15 protein-coding genes and 1 tRNA gene are annotated in these 14,786 nt (G+C 68.6%); 10 read left to right on the top strand and 6 right to left on the bottom strand.

Annotated elements, in window-relative coordinates; translation table 11 throughout:
• Nucleotides 1–13 precede the first annotated feature (13 nt).
• The 4 genes from ACIHFD_RS08090 (at nt 14) to ACIHFD_RS08075 (ending at nt 3,202) form a co-directional block, all read left to right on the top strand.
• Nucleotides 14–1,012 (top strand): branched-chain amino acid ABC transporter permease, encoded by a 999-nt coding sequence (locus ACIHFD_RS08090; protein ID WP_397366104.1) that lies wholly within the window; start codon nt 14–16, stop codon nt 1,010–1,012.
• On the top strand, nt 1,002–1,952 hold the full coding sequence (locus tag ACIHFD_RS08085) for an ABC transporter ATP-binding protein (protein ID WP_397366103.1): 951 nt from the start codon (nt 1,002–1,004) through the stop codon (nt 1,950–1,952). Before ACIHFD_RS08090 ends, ACIHFD_RS08085 begins: the two co-directional genes overlap by 11 nt.
• Nucleotides 1,949–2,740 carry an ABC transporter ATP-binding protein gene (locus ACIHFD_RS08080; RefSeq protein WP_387831325.1) on the top strand — a complete coding sequence of 264 codons (792 nt, stop codon included), beginning with the start codon at nt 1,949–1,951 and terminating at the stop codon, nt 2,738–2,740. The genes ACIHFD_RS08085 and ACIHFD_RS08080 overlap by 4 nt, the downstream gene beginning before the upstream one ends.
• A gap of 87 nt (nt 2,741–2,827) precedes the next feature.
• Nucleotides 2,828–3,202, top strand: a complete 375-nt coding sequence (locus ACIHFD_RS08075) for a hypothetical protein (RefSeq protein ID WP_397366102.1) — start codon at nt 2,828–2,830, stop codon at nt 3,200–3,202.
• Nucleotides 3,203–3,256: 54 nt separating this feature from the next.
• Here ACIHFD_RS08075 and ACIHFD_RS08070 read toward each other — a convergent pair whose 3' ends face one another.
• Nucleotides 3,257–4,558, bottom strand: coding sequence for an ABC transporter substrate-binding protein (locus tag ACIHFD_RS08070; RefSeq protein WP_394494433.1), 1,302 nt, complete (start codon nt 4,556–4,558; stop codon nt 3,257–3,259).
• 188 nt (nt 4,559–4,746) lie between these two features.
• Here ACIHFD_RS08070 and ACIHFD_RS08065 point away from each other — a divergent pair, with 188 nt between their 5' ends.
• Complete coding sequence (locus ACIHFD_RS08065; protein ID WP_397366101.1) at nt 4,747–5,589, top strand: hypothetical protein; 843 nt, start codon at nt 4,747–4,749, stop codon at nt 5,587–5,589.
• Here the strand turns inward: ACIHFD_RS08065 and ACIHFD_RS08060 are convergent.
• The 3 genes from ACIHFD_RS08060 to ACIHFD_RS08050 form a co-directional block, all read right to left on the bottom strand.
• A complete protein-coding gene (locus tag ACIHFD_RS08060) occupies nt 5,586–6,890 on the bottom strand; it encodes an ABC transporter substrate-binding protein (protein ID WP_364263982.1) in 1,305 nt (434 codons plus the stop codon). The genes ACIHFD_RS08065 and ACIHFD_RS08060 overlap by 4 nt on opposite strands.
• A gap of 228 nt (nt 6,891–7,118) precedes the next feature.
• Nucleotides 7,119–8,459, bottom strand: coding sequence for an ABC transporter substrate-binding protein (locus tag ACIHFD_RS08055; RefSeq protein ID WP_397366100.1), 1,341 nt, complete (start codon nt 8,457–8,459; stop codon nt 7,119–7,121).
• Between the two features lie 153 nt (nt 8,460–8,612).
• Nucleotides 8,613–9,197 carry a response regulator gene (locus ACIHFD_RS08050; protein WP_350726309.1) on the bottom strand — a complete coding sequence of 195 codons (585 nt, stop codon included), beginning with the start codon at nt 9,195–9,197 and terminating at the stop codon, nt 8,613–8,615.
• A gap of 90 nt (nt 9,198–9,287) precedes the next feature.
• Here ACIHFD_RS08050 and ACIHFD_RS08045 point away from each other — a divergent pair.
• Both ACIHFD_RS08045 and ACIHFD_RS08040 read left to right on the top strand, forming a co-directional pair.
• Nucleotides 9,288–9,361, top strand: a tRNA-Leu gene (locus ACIHFD_RS08045).
• 63 nt (nt 9,362–9,424) lie between these two features.
• Entirely contained in the window at nt 9,425–9,811 is a 387-nt protein-coding gene (locus ACIHFD_RS08040; protein ID WP_397366099.1) for a helix-turn-helix domain-containing protein, read from the top strand.
• A 4-nt stretch (nt 9,812–9,815) separates the two neighbouring features.
• Here the strand turns inward: ACIHFD_RS08040 and ACIHFD_RS08035 are convergent, their stop codons facing one another.
• A complete protein-coding gene (locus tag ACIHFD_RS08035; RefSeq protein WP_397366098.1) occupies nt 9,816–10,544 on the bottom strand; it encodes an SDR family oxidoreductase in 729 nt (242 codons plus the stop codon).
• 71 nt (nt 10,545–10,615) lie between these two features.
• Here ACIHFD_RS08035 and ACIHFD_RS08030 point away from each other — a divergent pair, with 71 nt between their 5' ends.
• Genes ACIHFD_RS08030 through dapD form a run of 3 tightly spaced genes read left to right on the top strand, consistent with a single transcriptional unit; the run spans nt 10,616 to nt 12,953 of the window.
• Complete coding sequence (locus ACIHFD_RS08030; protein WP_397366097.1) at nt 10,616–11,620, top strand: LysR family transcriptional regulator; 1,005 nt, start codon at nt 10,616–10,618, stop codon at nt 11,618–11,620.
• Entirely contained in the window at nt 11,544–11,966 is a 423-nt protein-coding gene (locus tag ACIHFD_RS08025; RefSeq protein WP_319714435.1) for a pyridoxamine 5'-phosphate oxidase family protein, read from the top strand. Before ACIHFD_RS08030 ends, ACIHFD_RS08025 begins: the two co-directional genes overlap by 77 nt.
• Nucleotides 11,967–11,990: 24 nt before the next feature.
• A complete protein-coding gene (gene dapD, locus ACIHFD_RS08020; RefSeq protein WP_350726299.1) occupies nt 11,991–12,953 on the top strand; it encodes a 2,3,4,5-tetrahydropyridine-2,6-dicarboxylate N-succinyltransferase in 963 nt (320 codons plus the stop codon).
• A gap of 367 nt (nt 12,954–13,320) precedes the next feature.
• Here dapD and pyk read toward each other — a convergent pair whose 3' ends face one another.
• Nucleotides 13,321–14,751: a pyruvate kinase gene (gene pyk, locus ACIHFD_RS08015; protein WP_355191838.1), complete on the bottom strand. Its 1,431-nt coding sequence runs from the start codon at nt 14,749–14,751 to the stop codon at nt 13,321–13,323.
• Nucleotides 14,752–14,786 lie beyond the last annotated feature (35 nt).

Raw genomic sequence — 14,786 nt, 5'->3', positions numbered from 1 at the left:
GGGGAGGATCAGAATGGACTGGATCACGATCATCAGCACCACCCTCAAGTCCGCCATCGGCGTGGACACGGTGCTGTACGCCCTCGCGGCCATCGGCATCAACATCCACTTCGGCTACACGGGCCTGCTCAACTTCGGCCAGGCCGCGTTCATGGGTGTGGCCGGCTACGGCCTGGCGGTCACCGTCACCGTCATGGGCCTGCCGTTCTGGATCGGCATCATCGTCGGCCTCGCCGCCGCCGTGCTGCTGGCGATCCTCATGGGCATCCCGACGCTGCAGCTGCGCGCCGACTACCTGGCCATCGTCACCATCGCGGCGGCCGAGATCATCAGACTCGTCTTCCGCTCGGTGGCGTTCAAGAACGTCTTCGGCGGCTCCGACGGCCAGCGCGGCTTCTCCGACGGCTTCTACGCCCTCAACCCGTTCTCCGAGGGGGACTACGGCTTCAACCTCGGCCCGGTGCCGATCTTCTTCAACAACCGGGTCCTGTGGGTGATGGTCGTCGGCTGGGCGCTGATCGCCATCTGCTGCGGCATCGTCTACCTGCTCATGAAGAGCCCGTGGGGCCGCGTGCTCAAGGCCATCCGCGAGGACGAGGACGCCGTGCGCAGCCTCGGCAAGAGCGTCTTCTCGTACAAGATGCAGTCGCTCATCCTGGGCGGCGTCATCGGCTCGCTCGGTGGCTTCATCTACGGCCTGGCCTTCGCCTCCGTGCAGCCGGACGTCTTCGGCACCGAGACGACCTTCTACGTCTACACCATGGTCATCCTCGGCGGCGCGGCCCGGGTGCTCGGCCCGGTCGTCGGCTCGATGATCTTCTGGGTGCTGCTGGTCTTCATCTACGGTGTGCTCACCGAGGCGGTCGGCGCCGGGTACATCACCTTCATGGACACCAACCAGGTGGGCGCTTTCCGCTACATCATCGTGGGTCTTGGCCTCATCCTGTTGCTCGTCTTCCGGCCACAGGGCGTCTTCGGTGACAAGAGGGAGATAGCAATCGATGCACGCTGAAACCCACACCCAGGCAGGCGCCACCGAGCGCAAGGCGGCCGCCCTGGCGGCGTTCAAGGACCTGGCGCGCGATCCCGGCGTGCCCAAGCCCGACCCCATCCTCGTGGTGGACAACGTCGTGCGCCGCTTCGGCGGCCTGACCGCGGTCGAGGTCGGCCACGTCGAGATCCAGCGCGGTTCCATCACCGCGCTGATCGGTCCCAACGGCGCCGGCAAGACCACGTTCTTCAACCAGCTCACCGGGTTCGACACGGCCGACTCCGGCTCGTGGACGTTCAACGGGAAGTCCATGAACGGCGTGCCCGCGCACAAGGTGGCCCGCGCCGGCATGGTGCGCACGTTCCAGCTCACCAAGGCGCTGTCCCGGCTGACGGTCATGGAGAACATGCGCCTGGGCGCCCAGCAGCAGAAGGGCGAGAGCTTCTTCCGCGCTCTCATCCCGAGCCTGTGGCGCGGCCAGGAGGACGAGATCACGGTACGGGCCGAGGAACTGCTGGAGCGGTTCAAGCTCGACGCCAAGCGCGAGGACTTCGCCGGATCCCTGTCGGGCGGCCAGCGCAAGCTGCTGGAGATGGCCCGCGCGCTCATGGTCCAGCCCGAGCTGGTCATGCTCGACGAGCCCATGGCCGGGGTCAACCCGGCGCTGACGCAGTCGCTGCTCGGCCACGTCAAGGACCTGCGCGAGCAGGGCATGACGGTGCTGTTCGTGGAGCACGACATGGACATGGTCCGCGACATCAGCGACTGGGTGATCGTCATGGCGCAGGGCGCGGTCATCGCCGAGGGCCCGCCCTCGACGATCATGTCCGACGAGCGCGTGATCGACGCCTACCTGGGCGCCCACCACGACGCGCCGCTCTCGGAGACCGAGCTGGAGGCCCAGCTTCACGAGGCCGAGGCGGCGCTGGAGGCCGAGATCGAAGAGGAGACGCAGAAGTGACCGTCCCTGAGCCGGCCCAGTCGAAGGCGGCCGTCACCGACCGCGGCGACCACCTGGCAGGCGCCGAGGACGCCGTGCTGAGGTGCGACGAGCTGATCGCCGGCTACCTGCCGGGCGTCAACATCCTCAACGGCTCCGACCTCTACGTCAAAGAGGGCGAGCTGATCGGCATCATCGGCCCCAACGGCGCCGGCAAGTCGACGCTGCTCAAGGCCATGTTCGGGCTGGTCACCATCCGCAGCGGCACCGTGCTGCTCAAGGGTGAGGACATCACGAACATGAAGGCGCACTCGCTGGTCGCCCGCGGCGTCGGCTACGTGCCGCAGACCAACAACGTCTTCCCCAGCCTCACCATCGAGGAGAACCTCGAGATGGGCGCCTTCCAGGTGCCGGGGAAGTTCAAGGAGCGCTTCGAGTTCGTGGCCGAGCTGTTCCCCGCGCTCAAGGAGCGGCGCAAGCAGCGCGCCGGCTCCCTGTCCGGCGGTGAGCGGCAGATGGTCGCGATGGCCAGGGCCCTCATGACCGAGCCGTCCGTGCTCCTGCTCGACGAGCCGTCGGCGGGCCTGTCGCCCAAGCTGCAGGACCTGGTGTTCATCCAGGCCCAGCAGATCAACAAGGCGGGCGTGACGGTGATCATGGTGGAGCAGAACGCGCGGCGCTGCCTGCAGATCTGCCACCGCGGCTACGTCCTCGACCAGGGCCGCAACGCCTACACCGGCACTGGGCGGCAGCTCGCCAACGACCCCAAGGTCATCGAGCTGTACCTCGGCACGCTGGCCAAGGCGTAAGACGATCGAGAACGGCGAAGGGGCTCCCATGGGCCCCTTCGCCGTTCTTTAATGTGCGTTGTGAAACGTTTAGCGACAGTCGCGCTCATGCTTCCCGTCCTGCTCGTCGGATGCCAGGGCAACGCCTCGTCCGCGTCCAAATACAGCACCGGCGGCGACCCCACCGACAGCCCCTGCGCCCGCGTGGTCTCGGCCATCGGGTACGCCAACCTCATGCTGGAACCGAAGGGTCAGGAGGACCGGCAATATTTCGAGGACGCCGTGATCGGCCGCCTGGCGGAGCTGCGCGGGATCACGCTGGAGTTCGGCGACCGGCTGCCCGACTCGCTGAAGGGCGCCGTACAGACGATCAAGACCACGACCGCCGGGCTGTCCAGGAACGACGTGCCCCGGGAGCGGCAGGTGGCGCTGCTCAAGCAGTACCGCGTGGCCGCCGACCAGATCGTGGCGGGCTGCAAGTAACGACGAGAAGGGCCCGGCCATGATGGCCGGGCCCTTCCGTGTGAGGCGGCGGTACTAGCCGGCGATGTTGCCGGTGCGGTACTCGAGTGCCTTGGTGGCGTACTTGTTGTTGGCGCCGTACTGGTAGATGCCGATGGTGGCCACGGACGGGTCACCGGCCTCGTTGAACTCGACCGGGCCGCTGACGCCCTCGTAGTCGATGTCCTTGCCGGCCTTCAGCAGGTCCACGCACTCCTTGAAGCTCTTGCACTTCTCGCCGCCCTTGCTCACCTCGGCGAGCTTGGCCGCGATGTCCGTGCCGGCGTCGCTCTTGGCGGCCTCGGCGGCCAGCGCGATCAGGTTGGCGGCGTCGTAGGACTCGGGGGCGTAGCTGAAGTCCTGGAGCTTGGGGTTGACGGCCAGGAGCTTCTTCTCGAACTCCTCGGGGGCCGCGGCACCCGGGATCGTGCCCTTGACGCCGTCGAGCGTGCCCTTGGGCATCTTCACGTAGTTCGTGTTGGACGTGTTGCCGTCCACCATGTACCACTTGTGCTTGCTGGCGGGCAGGCCCTGCTTGACCAGCTCGGCCACGACCTTCGCCGTCTCCTCGAACCCGATCAGCACGATGCCCTTGGGGTTCTTGGCCTTGATCTTGGCCACGTCGGCGGAGAAGTCGGCCGCCTTCGGGTCGTAGTCGACGCGCTCGACGACCTCGCCACCGCCGTCGGTGACGGTCTTCTGGACCTGGTCGGCCAGACCCGTGCCGTAGGAGTCCTGCATGGCCAGGATGCCCACCGTGTCGTTGCCGTCGGCCACCACGAGGTCACCCAGCACGCGCCCCTGCAGCTTGTCGGGCGGCGAGGTACGGAAGTACAGGCCCTTGTCGTTGATCGTGGTGAACTTGTCCGACGTGTTCGCCGGCGAGAAGTGCACCACGCCCGCGCCGGTGATCTTGTCGATCACCGACTCCGACACCGACGACGACGCGGCGCCGATGATGGCGTCGGCCTTCTGCGCCAGCAGCTTGTCCACCGACTGCGAGGCGATGTTGGTGGTGGTGTCACCCGAGTCGGTGTCGTACTTGGTGATCGGCTTGCCGAGCACGCCACCAGCCTCGTTGATCTCCTTGACGGCGGCGTCGACTCCCGCGATCTCGGGCGGGCCGAGGAAGGCCAGCGAACCGGTCTGGGGCAGCAGGGTGCCGATGGTGAGAGTGCCATCGCCCTTCGCCGCGGCGGGCGCCGACGACGACGGCGCGGCGGCAGACTCTGACGTCTGCGTGGCGGTGTTGCCGCCGCCACCGCCGCAGGCTGTCAGGGCGAGGCTGGTGGCAGCCACGACAGCCAGCGCCCGCCCCACGGGAGCAATGCGGATCATGAAGTGTCTCCTTCATTTCCAGGCCGGGATCGGTCAGCACCGCCGAGCGTTCCCGAACGAATGCAGGAAACGTATAAAACTGCTGCATGCTCCAACCAGATGCACTGGGGAACTGTCGGCACTTGGATGCGGAGTCGTAATCAGTCCTCAACTTACGGACCTGGGCAAGCGCGCTTAATCTGCATCGAGTGAAGCGCTTTACGGTTCCCCTCGCCATGGTGCTCCTCCTCGCCGGTTGCGCCGCCGCCGAACGGCCTTCGCCGCCGCCCGCGACGCCCCCGGCGGGCGTATCGGTCTCACTGGCGCAATGGCGTTCGGACGAGCCCGTGCACGCGCTGGAGGTGGCCGTCCGCAATACCACGGACACACCGGTCTATTTCGCCGACGTCCAGCTGGTCACGCCGTCATTCAAAACCCTGCCGGCGCAACGGACCGACGCCACCCTCAAGAAGACCGAGCGGACGGACCTGCGCATCACGTACGGGCCCGCCAACTGCCTCCCCCAGGGGCTGCCCGAGGTCCAGCCGGCCACGGTCGTGGCGCACGTCAGCACCGGCTCCGAGCAGCCGCGCAAGGTGGTCTTCACCGTCCCCCACCCCGACCCGCTGCTGGCCAGGCTGCTGCGCGACGAGTGCTCGGAGTTCCTGATCAAGGAGGCGGCGGACATCGAGTTCGGCCCCGAGTGGAAGGACGTCGACAAGGCCATGCGGGGCAACCTGGTGATCACCCGGCGCGGGAACGGCGCCGTCACCGTCAACGACATGGGCGGGACCACCCACTTCATCGTCACGCCCGAGCACCGGCCCCTGGGCGTGCTGGCCGCCGGTCGGCAGCGGCTGGAGGTGCCGATCGCGCTCACCCCCGGCCGCTGCGACCCCCACGCGTTCGCCGAGGCCAAGAAGGCCTTCCTGTTCCCCGTGCGGGCCAGCATCGACGGGGGTCAGGAGCGCGTGGTCATCGTGGTGCCGCCCAAGCCGCTGCAGGACCGCCTCATCCCCTGGGCGATGAAGACGTGCGGGTTGGGCTCCTAGCCCTCGATCTTGCCGGTGCGGTACTCCAGCGCCTTGCCGGGGTACTTGTTGTCGTCCCCGTACTGGTAGACGCCGATCGTGGCCACCGCCGGGTCACCCGCGTCGTTGAACTCGACCGGGCCGCTGAGACCGTCGTAGTCGATGTCCTTGCCGGCCTTCAGCAGGTCGACGCACTCCTTGAAGCTCTTGCACTTCTCGCCGCCCTTGCTCACCTCGGGCAGCTTGGCGGCGATGGACGCGCCGGAGTCGTCCTTGGCCGCCTCGGCGGCGAGGGCGATCAGGTTCGCCGCGTCGTACGACTCGGCCGCGTACGTGAAGTCGCTCAGCTTGGGGCTGAGCTCGACGAGCTTCTTCCTGAACTCCTCGGGCGCCTCGGCGCCGGGGATGGTGCCCTTGACGCCCTTGAGCGTGCCCTTGGGCATCTTCTGGTAGTTGGTGTTCGACATGTTGCCGTCCACCATGTACCACTTGTACTTGTCCGTCGTCAGGCCCTGCTTGACCAGCTCGGCCACGACCTTGGCGCCCTCCTCGAAGCCGATCAGCACGATCGCCTTCGGGTTCTTCGCCTTGATCTTGGCCACGTCGGCGGAGAAGTCGGCCGCCTTCGGGTCGTAGTCGACCCGCTCCACGACGCTGGCGCCGGCCTCCTCGGCGGTCTTGGTGACCTGGTCGGCAAGGCCGGAGCCGTAGGAGTCCTGCATGGCCAGGATGCCGATGGTGTCGTTGCCGTCGGCGGCGATCAGGTCGCCGAGCACGCGGCCCTGGAGCTTGTCCGGCGGCGCCGTACGGAAGTACAGGCCCTTGTCGCTGATCGTGGTGAACTTGTCGGAGGTGTTGGCCGGCGAGAACTGCACCACGCCCGCACCCGTGATCTTGTCGATGATCGACTCCGACACCGACGACGACGCGGCGCCGATGATGGCGTCGGCCTTCTGGGCCAGCAGCTTGTCCACCGACTGCGAGGCGATGTTCGTGCTCGTGTCACCCGAGTCCGTGTGGACCTTGGTGATCGGCTTGCCGAGCACGCCGCCGGCCTCGTTGATCTCCTTGACGGCCTGGTCCACGCCGGCGAACTCGGGCGGGCCGAGGAACGCGAGCGAGCCCGTCTGCGGCAGCACGGTGCCGAGGGTCAGCGTGCCGTCGCCCTTCGCCGCGGGCGCCGAGGAGGCCGCCGTGGACGGGGCCGCCGACTCGGACTGCTTCGCGGCCGTGTCGCCGCCGCCACCGCCACAGGCCGTCAGAGCCAGGCTCGCCGCGGCCGCGACGGCCAGCACGCGCCCCGTTGGAGCAATGCGGATCATAAAAGAGACTCCCCCTATCTCAACGAAGGAACGATCACCTTCGCTGGGTTTTCCGAGCTCAGCATGCCTGTTCGAACAGGTGATGGGGAGTTCTTACGCGGCTTTTATGCGGATTCGTAATGTCACAAACACTGATGGTAATGATGTGTTTCGTGTGAGTTACGGTCCTGTCAGACACGACACACCCCAGATCCGGAAATTTCCGGATCTGGGGTGCAATGGGCGCTCTCAGCCCGCGATGTTGCCCTGGCGATATTCGACCGCCTTCGCCGCGTCGAACTTGTTGTCCGCCCCGTACTGGTAGACCCCGATCGTCGCCACCGACGGGTCGCCCACCTCGTTGAAGTCGACCGGCCCGCTGACACCCTCGTAGTCGATGTCCTTACCGGCCTTCAGCAGGTCCACGCACTCCTTGAAACCGGTGCACTTCTCGCCGGACTTGCTCACGGCCACCAGGTTCGCCGCGATGGCCGCCCCCGAGTCGTCCTTGGCCACCTCGGCCGCCAGCGCGATCAGCGTCACGGCGTCGTACGACTCCGCCGCGTACGTGAACTCGGTCAGCTTGGGATTGACCGCCAGCAGCTTCTTCTGGAACGCCTCGGGCGCAGCCGCGCCGGGCAGCGTGCCCTTGACGTCCTTGAGCGTGCCCGTCGGGGCCCTGACGAAGTTGGTGTTCGACATGTTGCCGTCCACCATGTACCACTTGTGCTTGTCCGCTGTCAGGCCCTGCTTGACCAGCTCCGCCACGACCTTCGCCGTCTCCTCGAACCCGATCAGCACGATGCCCTTCGGATTCTTCGCCTTGATCCTCGCCACGTCCGCGGAGAAGTCGGCCGCCTTCGGGTCGTAGTCCACCCGCTCCACGACCTCGCCACCGCCGTCGGTGATGGTCGTCTGCACCTGATCCGCCAGACCCGTGCCGTACGAGTCCTGCATGGCCAGAATGCCCACCGTGTCGTTGCCGTCGCCCACCACCAGGTCGCCCAGCACCCGGCCCTGCAGCTTGTCCGGCGGCGCCGTACGGAAATAGAGCCCCCGGTCGTTGATCGTGGTGAACTTGTCCGACGTGTTCGCCGGCGAGAACTGCACGACCCCCGCACGGGTGATCTTGTCGATGATCGATTCCGACACCGACGACGAGGCCGCGCCCACGATCGCGTCCACCTTCTGCGTCAGCAGCTTGTCGGCCGACTGCGAGGCGATGTTCGTGGTGGTGTCACCCGAGTCCGTGTCGTACTTGGTGACCGGCTTGCCGAGCACCCCGCCCGCCTCGTTCACCTCCTTGAGCGCCAGGTTCGCACCCGTGAACATGGGCGGGCCCAGATACGCGAGCGAACCCGTCTGCGGCAGCACCGTGCCGATCGTCAGCGTGCCGTCCCCCTTCTTCGCGACCCCGGCCGAGGAGGACGAAGCCGAGGCGGACCCGGCGGGGGCGGCGGTCGTGCCTCCGCCCGAACACGCGACCAGCACCAGACACGCCGCCGTGACGGCGACCGGTAAGCGGGCGGCGGCGAGCACGGGTACGCGGATCGCTGTGGCGGCGACCGGCGCGCGGGAAATACGGATCATCGAAAGCGTCTCCGTTCGAGATGAGCGGACCTTCCGTCCGCCCATCAGTTACGCGCCGGGACACCTCCCACGAAAAGCACTCGAAGCCGGTTGGATGCCCACTCGTGACCACACCACAACCCACCGGCCCAAAAGACTTGATATAGGCCTTTTTCAGCCCCGCTCGGCCGCGTCATCTATAACGATCTGAGCAACCTCACGCATGCTCAACCGCCGATCCATCGACGCCTTCTGGATCCACCTGAACGCCTGCGGCTCACTCCAGCCGTGCTGCGTCATCAGCTGACCCTTGGCCCGCTCCACCAGCTTCCTGGTCTCCAGCCGCTCCGACAGGCTCGACACCTCGGACGCCAGCGCCACCATCTCCTCGTGCCTGCTGACCGCCATCTCGATCGCCGGCACCAGATCCGCCTTCGTGAACGGCTTGACCAGATAGGCCATCGCCCCCGCGTCCCTGGCCCGCTCGACCAGGTCACGCTGGGAGAACGCGGTCAGGATCAGGCACGGGGCGATCCGCTCGGCCGCGATCCGCTCGGCCGCCGAGATGCCGTCGAGCACGGGCATCTTCACGTCCAGGATCACGAGGTCCGGCCTCAGATCGGCGGCCAGCCGGATCGCCTGCTCACCGTCCCCGGCCTCGCCCACGACGACGTAGCCGTCCTCCTGGAGCATCTCCTTGAGGTCGAGGCGGATCAGGGCCTCGTCTTCCGCGATCACTACTCGCCGCTGCGTACTCACGAGCAGAAGAGTACCGATGTCCGGTAGATTAGATCCACGCCGGTGCGGCTCGGTGGTTTACACTCCGAGATCACAGACCGGACAAATGCCGCCCCGGTAGACCAATCGGCAGAGTCGATGGCCTCAAAATCCATTCAGTGTGGGTTCGAATCCCACCCGGGGCACTTTCAAACCGCCCGCCTTCTCGGCCGGGCGGTTTTGTCATACCCGGCTGCGACACTCTCCGCATGCACGATCGCACTCTACGCAACCGCACGCTGCGCCTGCTGGAGGCCGGGCTCAGCGTCGGCGAGGCGAGCCGCCAGACCGGCGTCAGTCTGAGCACCATCCGCCGGTGGCGCGAGGTGCCCGAGAGTCGCTCCCCCACGGCCCGCGGTTGCGCCCGTTGTGCGCCGATTCCGCTCTCTCCGCACCTGTTCCCGCAGCATGGTCCCGGCAAGAAGCATGAGCGCCCGATCGTGCTCGAGCCATGGCAACGGGAGATCGTCTCGGCGCATCCCGGGAGGTTCGTCAGAGGCCTCATCCACTCCGACGGCTGGCGTGGGACCAACCGGGTCCGCCGCGTCCTGCCCAGCGGCGTGCTGCTCGACCTTCACGTCGGCCCGAAATACTGACCGGTCACCAGGGCATGACTCCGGCGTCGTCGTAGAAGCCGCCGGTCGGGCCGTCGGGGCCGAGGGTGGCCAGCCGGATGACGACGGCGGCCCCGTCCGCGGCCGGGCGGGTGGGTTTGTACGGCAGGTCCTTGGTCAAGTCGGTGGCGCAGGCGCCCGGGGCGGCGGCGTTGACGAGGATGCCTTCCTCGCGCAGTTCCTTGGCGTACTGGACGGTCAGGGAGTTGAGCGCGGTCTTGGACACGGGATAGGTGGCCGAGGGCGGCAGGGCGGACATGTAGTGGCCGGGGTCGGTGTGGTGGGCGAGGGAGCCGACGCCGCTGGAGACGTTCACGATGCGGGCCGCCGGTGAGCGTCTGAGCAGGGGGAGCATGGCGTTGGTGACCATGAGGACGCCGACGACGTTCGTCTCGAGCACCTCCCGGAGGGTTCGCGGGGACATCGCGCTGGGCGGGTCGCCCATGGGGCCCGCGATGCCGGCGTTGTTGACCAGCACGTCGAGGCGGGTCAGCGTGGTGGCGGCGGCGTCGATCGTGGCCGGGTCGGTGACGTCCAGCAGGACGGGGCGCACGTCGCCGCCCTCGGCGCGGAGCCGGGCGGCGGCCTCCTCCCCGCGTGCCCGGTCGCGGGAGCCGAGCAGCACCGTCATGCCCGTGCGCGCGAGTCCGGCGGCGACCTCGTATCCGATGCCCTTGTTCGCCCCGGTCACCAGGGCGGTGGTCTTGTCGGTCATGTCGGGAAGCACATCATCGCCGACTGTTCCGGGGCCAACACCGGGTGGGTCATGGGCCATACCCTGAGGGTATGGAAACGCGCGAGCTGGCCTATTTCGCCGCCGTCGCGGAGGAGCTGCACTTCGGGCGGGCGGCCGAGCGGCTGGGCATGGCGCAGCCGCCGCTGTCGAGGGCGATCCAGAAGCTGGAGCGGCGGCTCGGGGTGACGTTGTTCGACCGGTCGGGGCGGCGAATCTCGCTGACTCCGGCGGGCGAGGTGCTGGCCAGGGAGGCGGCCAAGGTCCTCGACGCGGTGGCCGCCGCGACGGTGCGCACGCAGCGGGCGGGGCGCGCCGTGCCCCGACTGGTGGTGGCGATGAAGGCGGGCGGCGACGGCGGCCTGCTGCCGGAGATCCTCTCCGACTATCGCGCCCATCCGGACGCCGTCGAGGTGGATCTGGTCCTGTGCGCGGTGACGGAGCGGGCGCGGATGCTGCGTGACGGCACGGCCGACGTGGCGTTCCTGCACAGCCCGTACGAGGATCTGACGGGTTTCGACAGCGAGCCGCTCCGTGAGGAGGGCAGCGTGGCGATCGTGCAGCCCGGGCACCGGCTGGCGGGGCGGCCCTTCGTGCACCTGGCCGAGTTGGAGGAGGACCCGACTCCGTGCTGGCCGGGTCAGCATCCGGAGCTGCACGATCCGTCCATGTTGATGCAACTGGTGGCGTTGGGGCGGTTGATCGCGGTGGTGCCGGAGTCGGTGCGGGATCATCTGCGGCGGGATCTGGTGTGCGTTCCGGTGCTCGACGGCGCTCCGACGACGGTGGTGCTGGCCTGGCCGGAGGGGGTCCGGTCGCGGGCGCTGGCGGGGTTCGTGCACACGGCGACGACGGTCGCGGCCCGGAACCTGGCCGCCGCAGATGGGGATCACCTGGGCAAAACCGCGATCGAGGAGCTTTCGGGATCGCTCCCATCGGGAATATCGGTCTCAAGATCGATGCAGACGGGGGTGGGGCGGCATGCCGTTGAGCGTGGCGGCGAGGGAGGCGTTCCTGGCGGAGCCGCACATCGCGAGCCTGGCGGTGGAGACGGGTGACGGGCGCGCGCCGCTGATCGTGCCCGTCTGGTACGACTACGTCCCCGGCGGTGAGATCCGCTTCCTGACGGACGGCGGCTCGCGCAAGGCCAAGCTGATCGCGAAGGCGGCCAGGTTCTCGATGCTGGTGCAGCGGGTCAGCCCGACCTACCGGTACGTGTCCGTCGAGGGGCCCGTCGTGCGCTCCGGGCCCACGACGCTGGAGGACCTGACGCGCATCTCCTCCCGCTACCTGCCGCCCGACGCGGTGGAGGGATACGTGCAGGGCTCGGACCTGCACGTGCTCATGACGTTCCGGATGCGACCCGAGCATTGGCTCTCCGCCGACCTGGGCGCTCTCGGCTGACCCGGAAACGGTATTTTTGGGCCCGTGACTGCTATCGATCCCACCTCGACCGGCGCGTTCGGCGTCGGCCTCGCGACCATCGCCGCCGACGGCACCGTACTCGACACCTGGTTCCCCGCCCCCGAGCTGGGCGACGCGCCCGCGACGGGCACCGAGCGGCTCTCCGCCGGCGAGGCCGGTGAGCTGGCCGAGCTGACGGGTCCCGACGCGGCGCGGGGCGTGGAGGTGGTGGCGGTGCGCACCGGCATCGCCAAGCTCTCCGAGGCGCCCGTGGACGCCCACGACGTCTACCTGCGGCTGCACCTGCTGTCCGCGCGCCTGGTCAGGCCGCACGGGGTCAACCTGGACGGCGTCTTCGGCCTGCTCGCCAACGTCGCGTGGACCAATTTCGGTCCCTGCCCGGTGCCGGACTTCGAGCGGACGCGCCTGCGGCTGCGGGCGAGGGGCGCGGTGACGGTGTACGGGGTGGACAAGTTCCCGCGGATGGTGGACTACGTGCTGCCTTCCGGCGTCCGGATCGCCGACGCGGACCGGGTGCGCCTGGGCGCCCACCTGGCGAGCGGCACCACGGTCATGCACGAGGGCTTCGTCAACTTCAACGCCGGCACCCTGGGCGCCTCCATGGTCGAGGGCCGCATCTCGGCCGGCGTGGTCGTCGGCGACGGCTCCGACGTGGGCGGCGGCGCCTCGATCATGGGGACGCTGTCCGGCGGCGGCAAGCAGGTCATCTCGATCGGCGAGCGCTGCCTGCTCGGCGCCAACGCGGGCATCGGCATCTCGCTGGGGGACGACTGCGTGGTGGAGGCCGGGCTGTACGTGACGGCGGGCACGAAGGTCGCGCTCCCGGACGGCACGGTGGTGAAGGCCGCCGAGCTGTCGGGCTCGAACGGGGTCCTGCTGCGCCGCAACTCGCAGTCGGGCGCGGTGGAGGCGGTGCCGCGCACGGGCGGCGGCATCGAGCTGAACGCCGCCCTGCACGCGAACTGACCCGCTGACCACCCCTACCAGCGCCGCCCGCCCTGGGTCAGGGCGGGCGCAGCGTTGGGGGGCGCATGGTGGTGGGGCCGCCCATCAAGACGCGTGGGCGCCCTCAGGTCCTTCGCGCGATCAAGTCGGAACGCGCGGGCAGCGTGGGCGTGCCCCGTGTCCCCTGGCACGCCGGTCAAGCGAAACCCACGGAGATGGCCCACGGCGCGCCGTTGCGGCGGCGCGCCGGTGAGGCGGGTAAGCGTCTCCCTGGAGGGCCCTCAGCCACGGGCGGCGGGTGGTGCCCACCGTGCGCAGCCGTAAAGGATCCAAAGAGCGCCACGGGCGGCGGGTGGTGCCAACCGTGCGCAGCCGTAAAAACCGAAGGTTAGTGCGTGTGGGAGACGGCCGAACCGACGGTGTGGACGCGCAGGGCGTTGGTGGAGCCCGGGGTGCCGGGAGGCGAGCCGGCCACGATGACCACCTTGTCCCCCTTCTCCAGCCGCCCGGACGACAGCAGCGAAGCCTCCACCTGCCGCACCATGTCATCGGTGTGGTGCACGAACGGCACGTGGAACGTCTCCACCCCCCACGTCAACGACAGCTGCCCCCGCACGTGCGGCGACGACGTGAAGGCCAGCAGCGGGATCGGCGAGCGGTAGCGGGCCAGGCGGCGCGCCGTCTCCCCCGACATCGTGAACGCCACCAGTGCCTTGGCCCCCACGATGGCCCCCACCTCGGCCGCCGCCCGCGCGATGGCGCCGCCGGTGGTCTCCGGCATGCGCTCCAGCGTGTGCGTGGCGTGCAGGGACGTCTCCTCGGCGGCGCAGGCGATGCGGTCCATCGTGGAGACGGACTCGATCGGGTAGTTGCCGACCGACGTCTCGCCCGACAGCATGACCGCGTCGGCGCCGTCCATGACCGCGTAGGCCACGTCGGAGGCCTCGGCCCGGGTGGGGCGCGGGGCGTTCATCATCGAGTCGAGCATCTGGGTGGCGACGATGACCGGGTGGGCCTTCTCGCGGCACAGCTCGATGATGCGCCGCTGCACGATCGGCACCTGCTCCAGCGGCAGCTCGACGCCCAGGTCGCCGCGGGCGACCATGATGCCGTCGAAGGCCTCGACGATCTCGGGGAGGCGGTCGACGGCCTGCGGCTTCTCGATCTTGGCGAGCAGCGGCAGGCGTACGGCCTCCTGCTCCATGATGTTGCGCACCACGTCGGCGTCGGACGGGCGGCGGACGAAGGACAGGGCGATCATGTCGAAGCCGGTGCGCAGCGCCCAGCGCAGGTCGGCCTCGTCCTTGTCGGTCAGGGCGGGGGCGCTGACATTGACGCCGGGCAGGTTGAGGCCCTTGTTGTCGGAGATCATGCCGCCGATGACGACACGGGTGGTGATGCGCTCACCGTCGACGCGGGTGGCCTCGAGCACGAGGCGGCCGTCGTCGACGAGGATCGTGTCACCGGGGCGCACGTCGTTCGGCAGCCCCTTGTAGGTGGTGGAGACCTGCTCGCGGTCGCCCGGGACGTCTTCGGTGGTGATGGTGAAGACGTCGCCGAAGCCCAGCCTGACGGGGCCCTCCTCGAACGTGCCGACGCGGATCTTGGGGCCCTGCAGGTCGGCGAGCATGCCTACGCCGCGGCCGAGGTCGGCCGCCACCTCCCTGACCCGGTCGTAGACCTCTCTGTGCATGTCATGAGTGCCATGGCTGAGGTTGAACCGTGCCACGTCCATGCCTGCGGCGATCAGCTCGCGGAGGCGTTCTTTGGAGGAGGTGGCGGGGCCTAGGGTGCAGACGATTTTCGCGCGACGAGTCACGAGTCCTACCTTAATTGGTACAGACCACTTGGCAG

It is taken from the genome of Nonomuraea sp. NPDC051941, assembly GCF_044593615.1.
The sequence above is the reverse complement of the archived record's forward strand: the minus strand, read 5'-3'. Positions and strand labels throughout refer to the sequence as shown.

What these genes read in the sequence shown, in the direction of transcription:
- ACIHFD_RS08090 (WP_397366104.1), top strand. Translation starts at nt 14, where the DNA reads ATGGACTGGATCACGATCATCAGCACCACCCTCAAGTCCGCCATCGGC.
- ACIHFD_RS08085 (WP_397366103.1), top strand. Translation starts at nt 1,002, where the DNA reads ATGCACGCTGAAACCCACACCCAGGCAGGCGCCACCGAGCGCAAGGCG.
- ACIHFD_RS08075 (WP_397366102.1), top strand. Translation starts at nt 2,828, where the DNA reads ATGCTTCCCGTCCTGCTCGTCGGATGCCAGGGCAACGCCTCGTCCGCG.
- ACIHFD_RS08070 (WP_394494433.1), bottom strand. Translation starts at nt 4,558, where the DNA reads ATGATCCGCATTGCTCCCGTGGGGCGGGCGCTGGCTGTCGTGGCTGCC.
- ACIHFD_RS08060 (WP_364263982.1), bottom strand. Translation starts at nt 6,890, where the DNA reads ATGATCCGCATTGCTCCAACGGGGCGCGTGCTGGCCGTCGCGGCCGCG.
- ACIHFD_RS08055 (WP_397366100.1), bottom strand. Translation starts at nt 8,459, where the DNA reads ATGATCCGTATTTCCCGCGCGCCGGTCGCCGCCACAGCGATCCGCGTA.
- ACIHFD_RS08040 (WP_397366099.1), top strand. Translation starts at nt 9,425, where the DNA reads ATGCACGATCGCACTCTACGCAACCGCACGCTGCGCCTGCTGGAGGCC.
- ACIHFD_RS08035 (WP_397366098.1), bottom strand. Translation starts at nt 10,544, where the DNA reads ATGACCGACAAGACCACCGCCCTGGTGACCGGGGCGAACAAGGGCATC.
- ACIHFD_RS08030 (WP_397366097.1), top strand. Translation starts at nt 10,616, where the DNA reads ATGGAAACGCGCGAGCTGGCCTATTTCGCCGCCGTCGCGGAGGAGCTG.
- ACIHFD_RS08025 (WP_319714435.1), top strand. Translation starts at nt 11,544, where the DNA reads ATGCCGTTGAGCGTGGCGGCGAGGGAGGCGTTCCTGGCGGAGCCGCAC.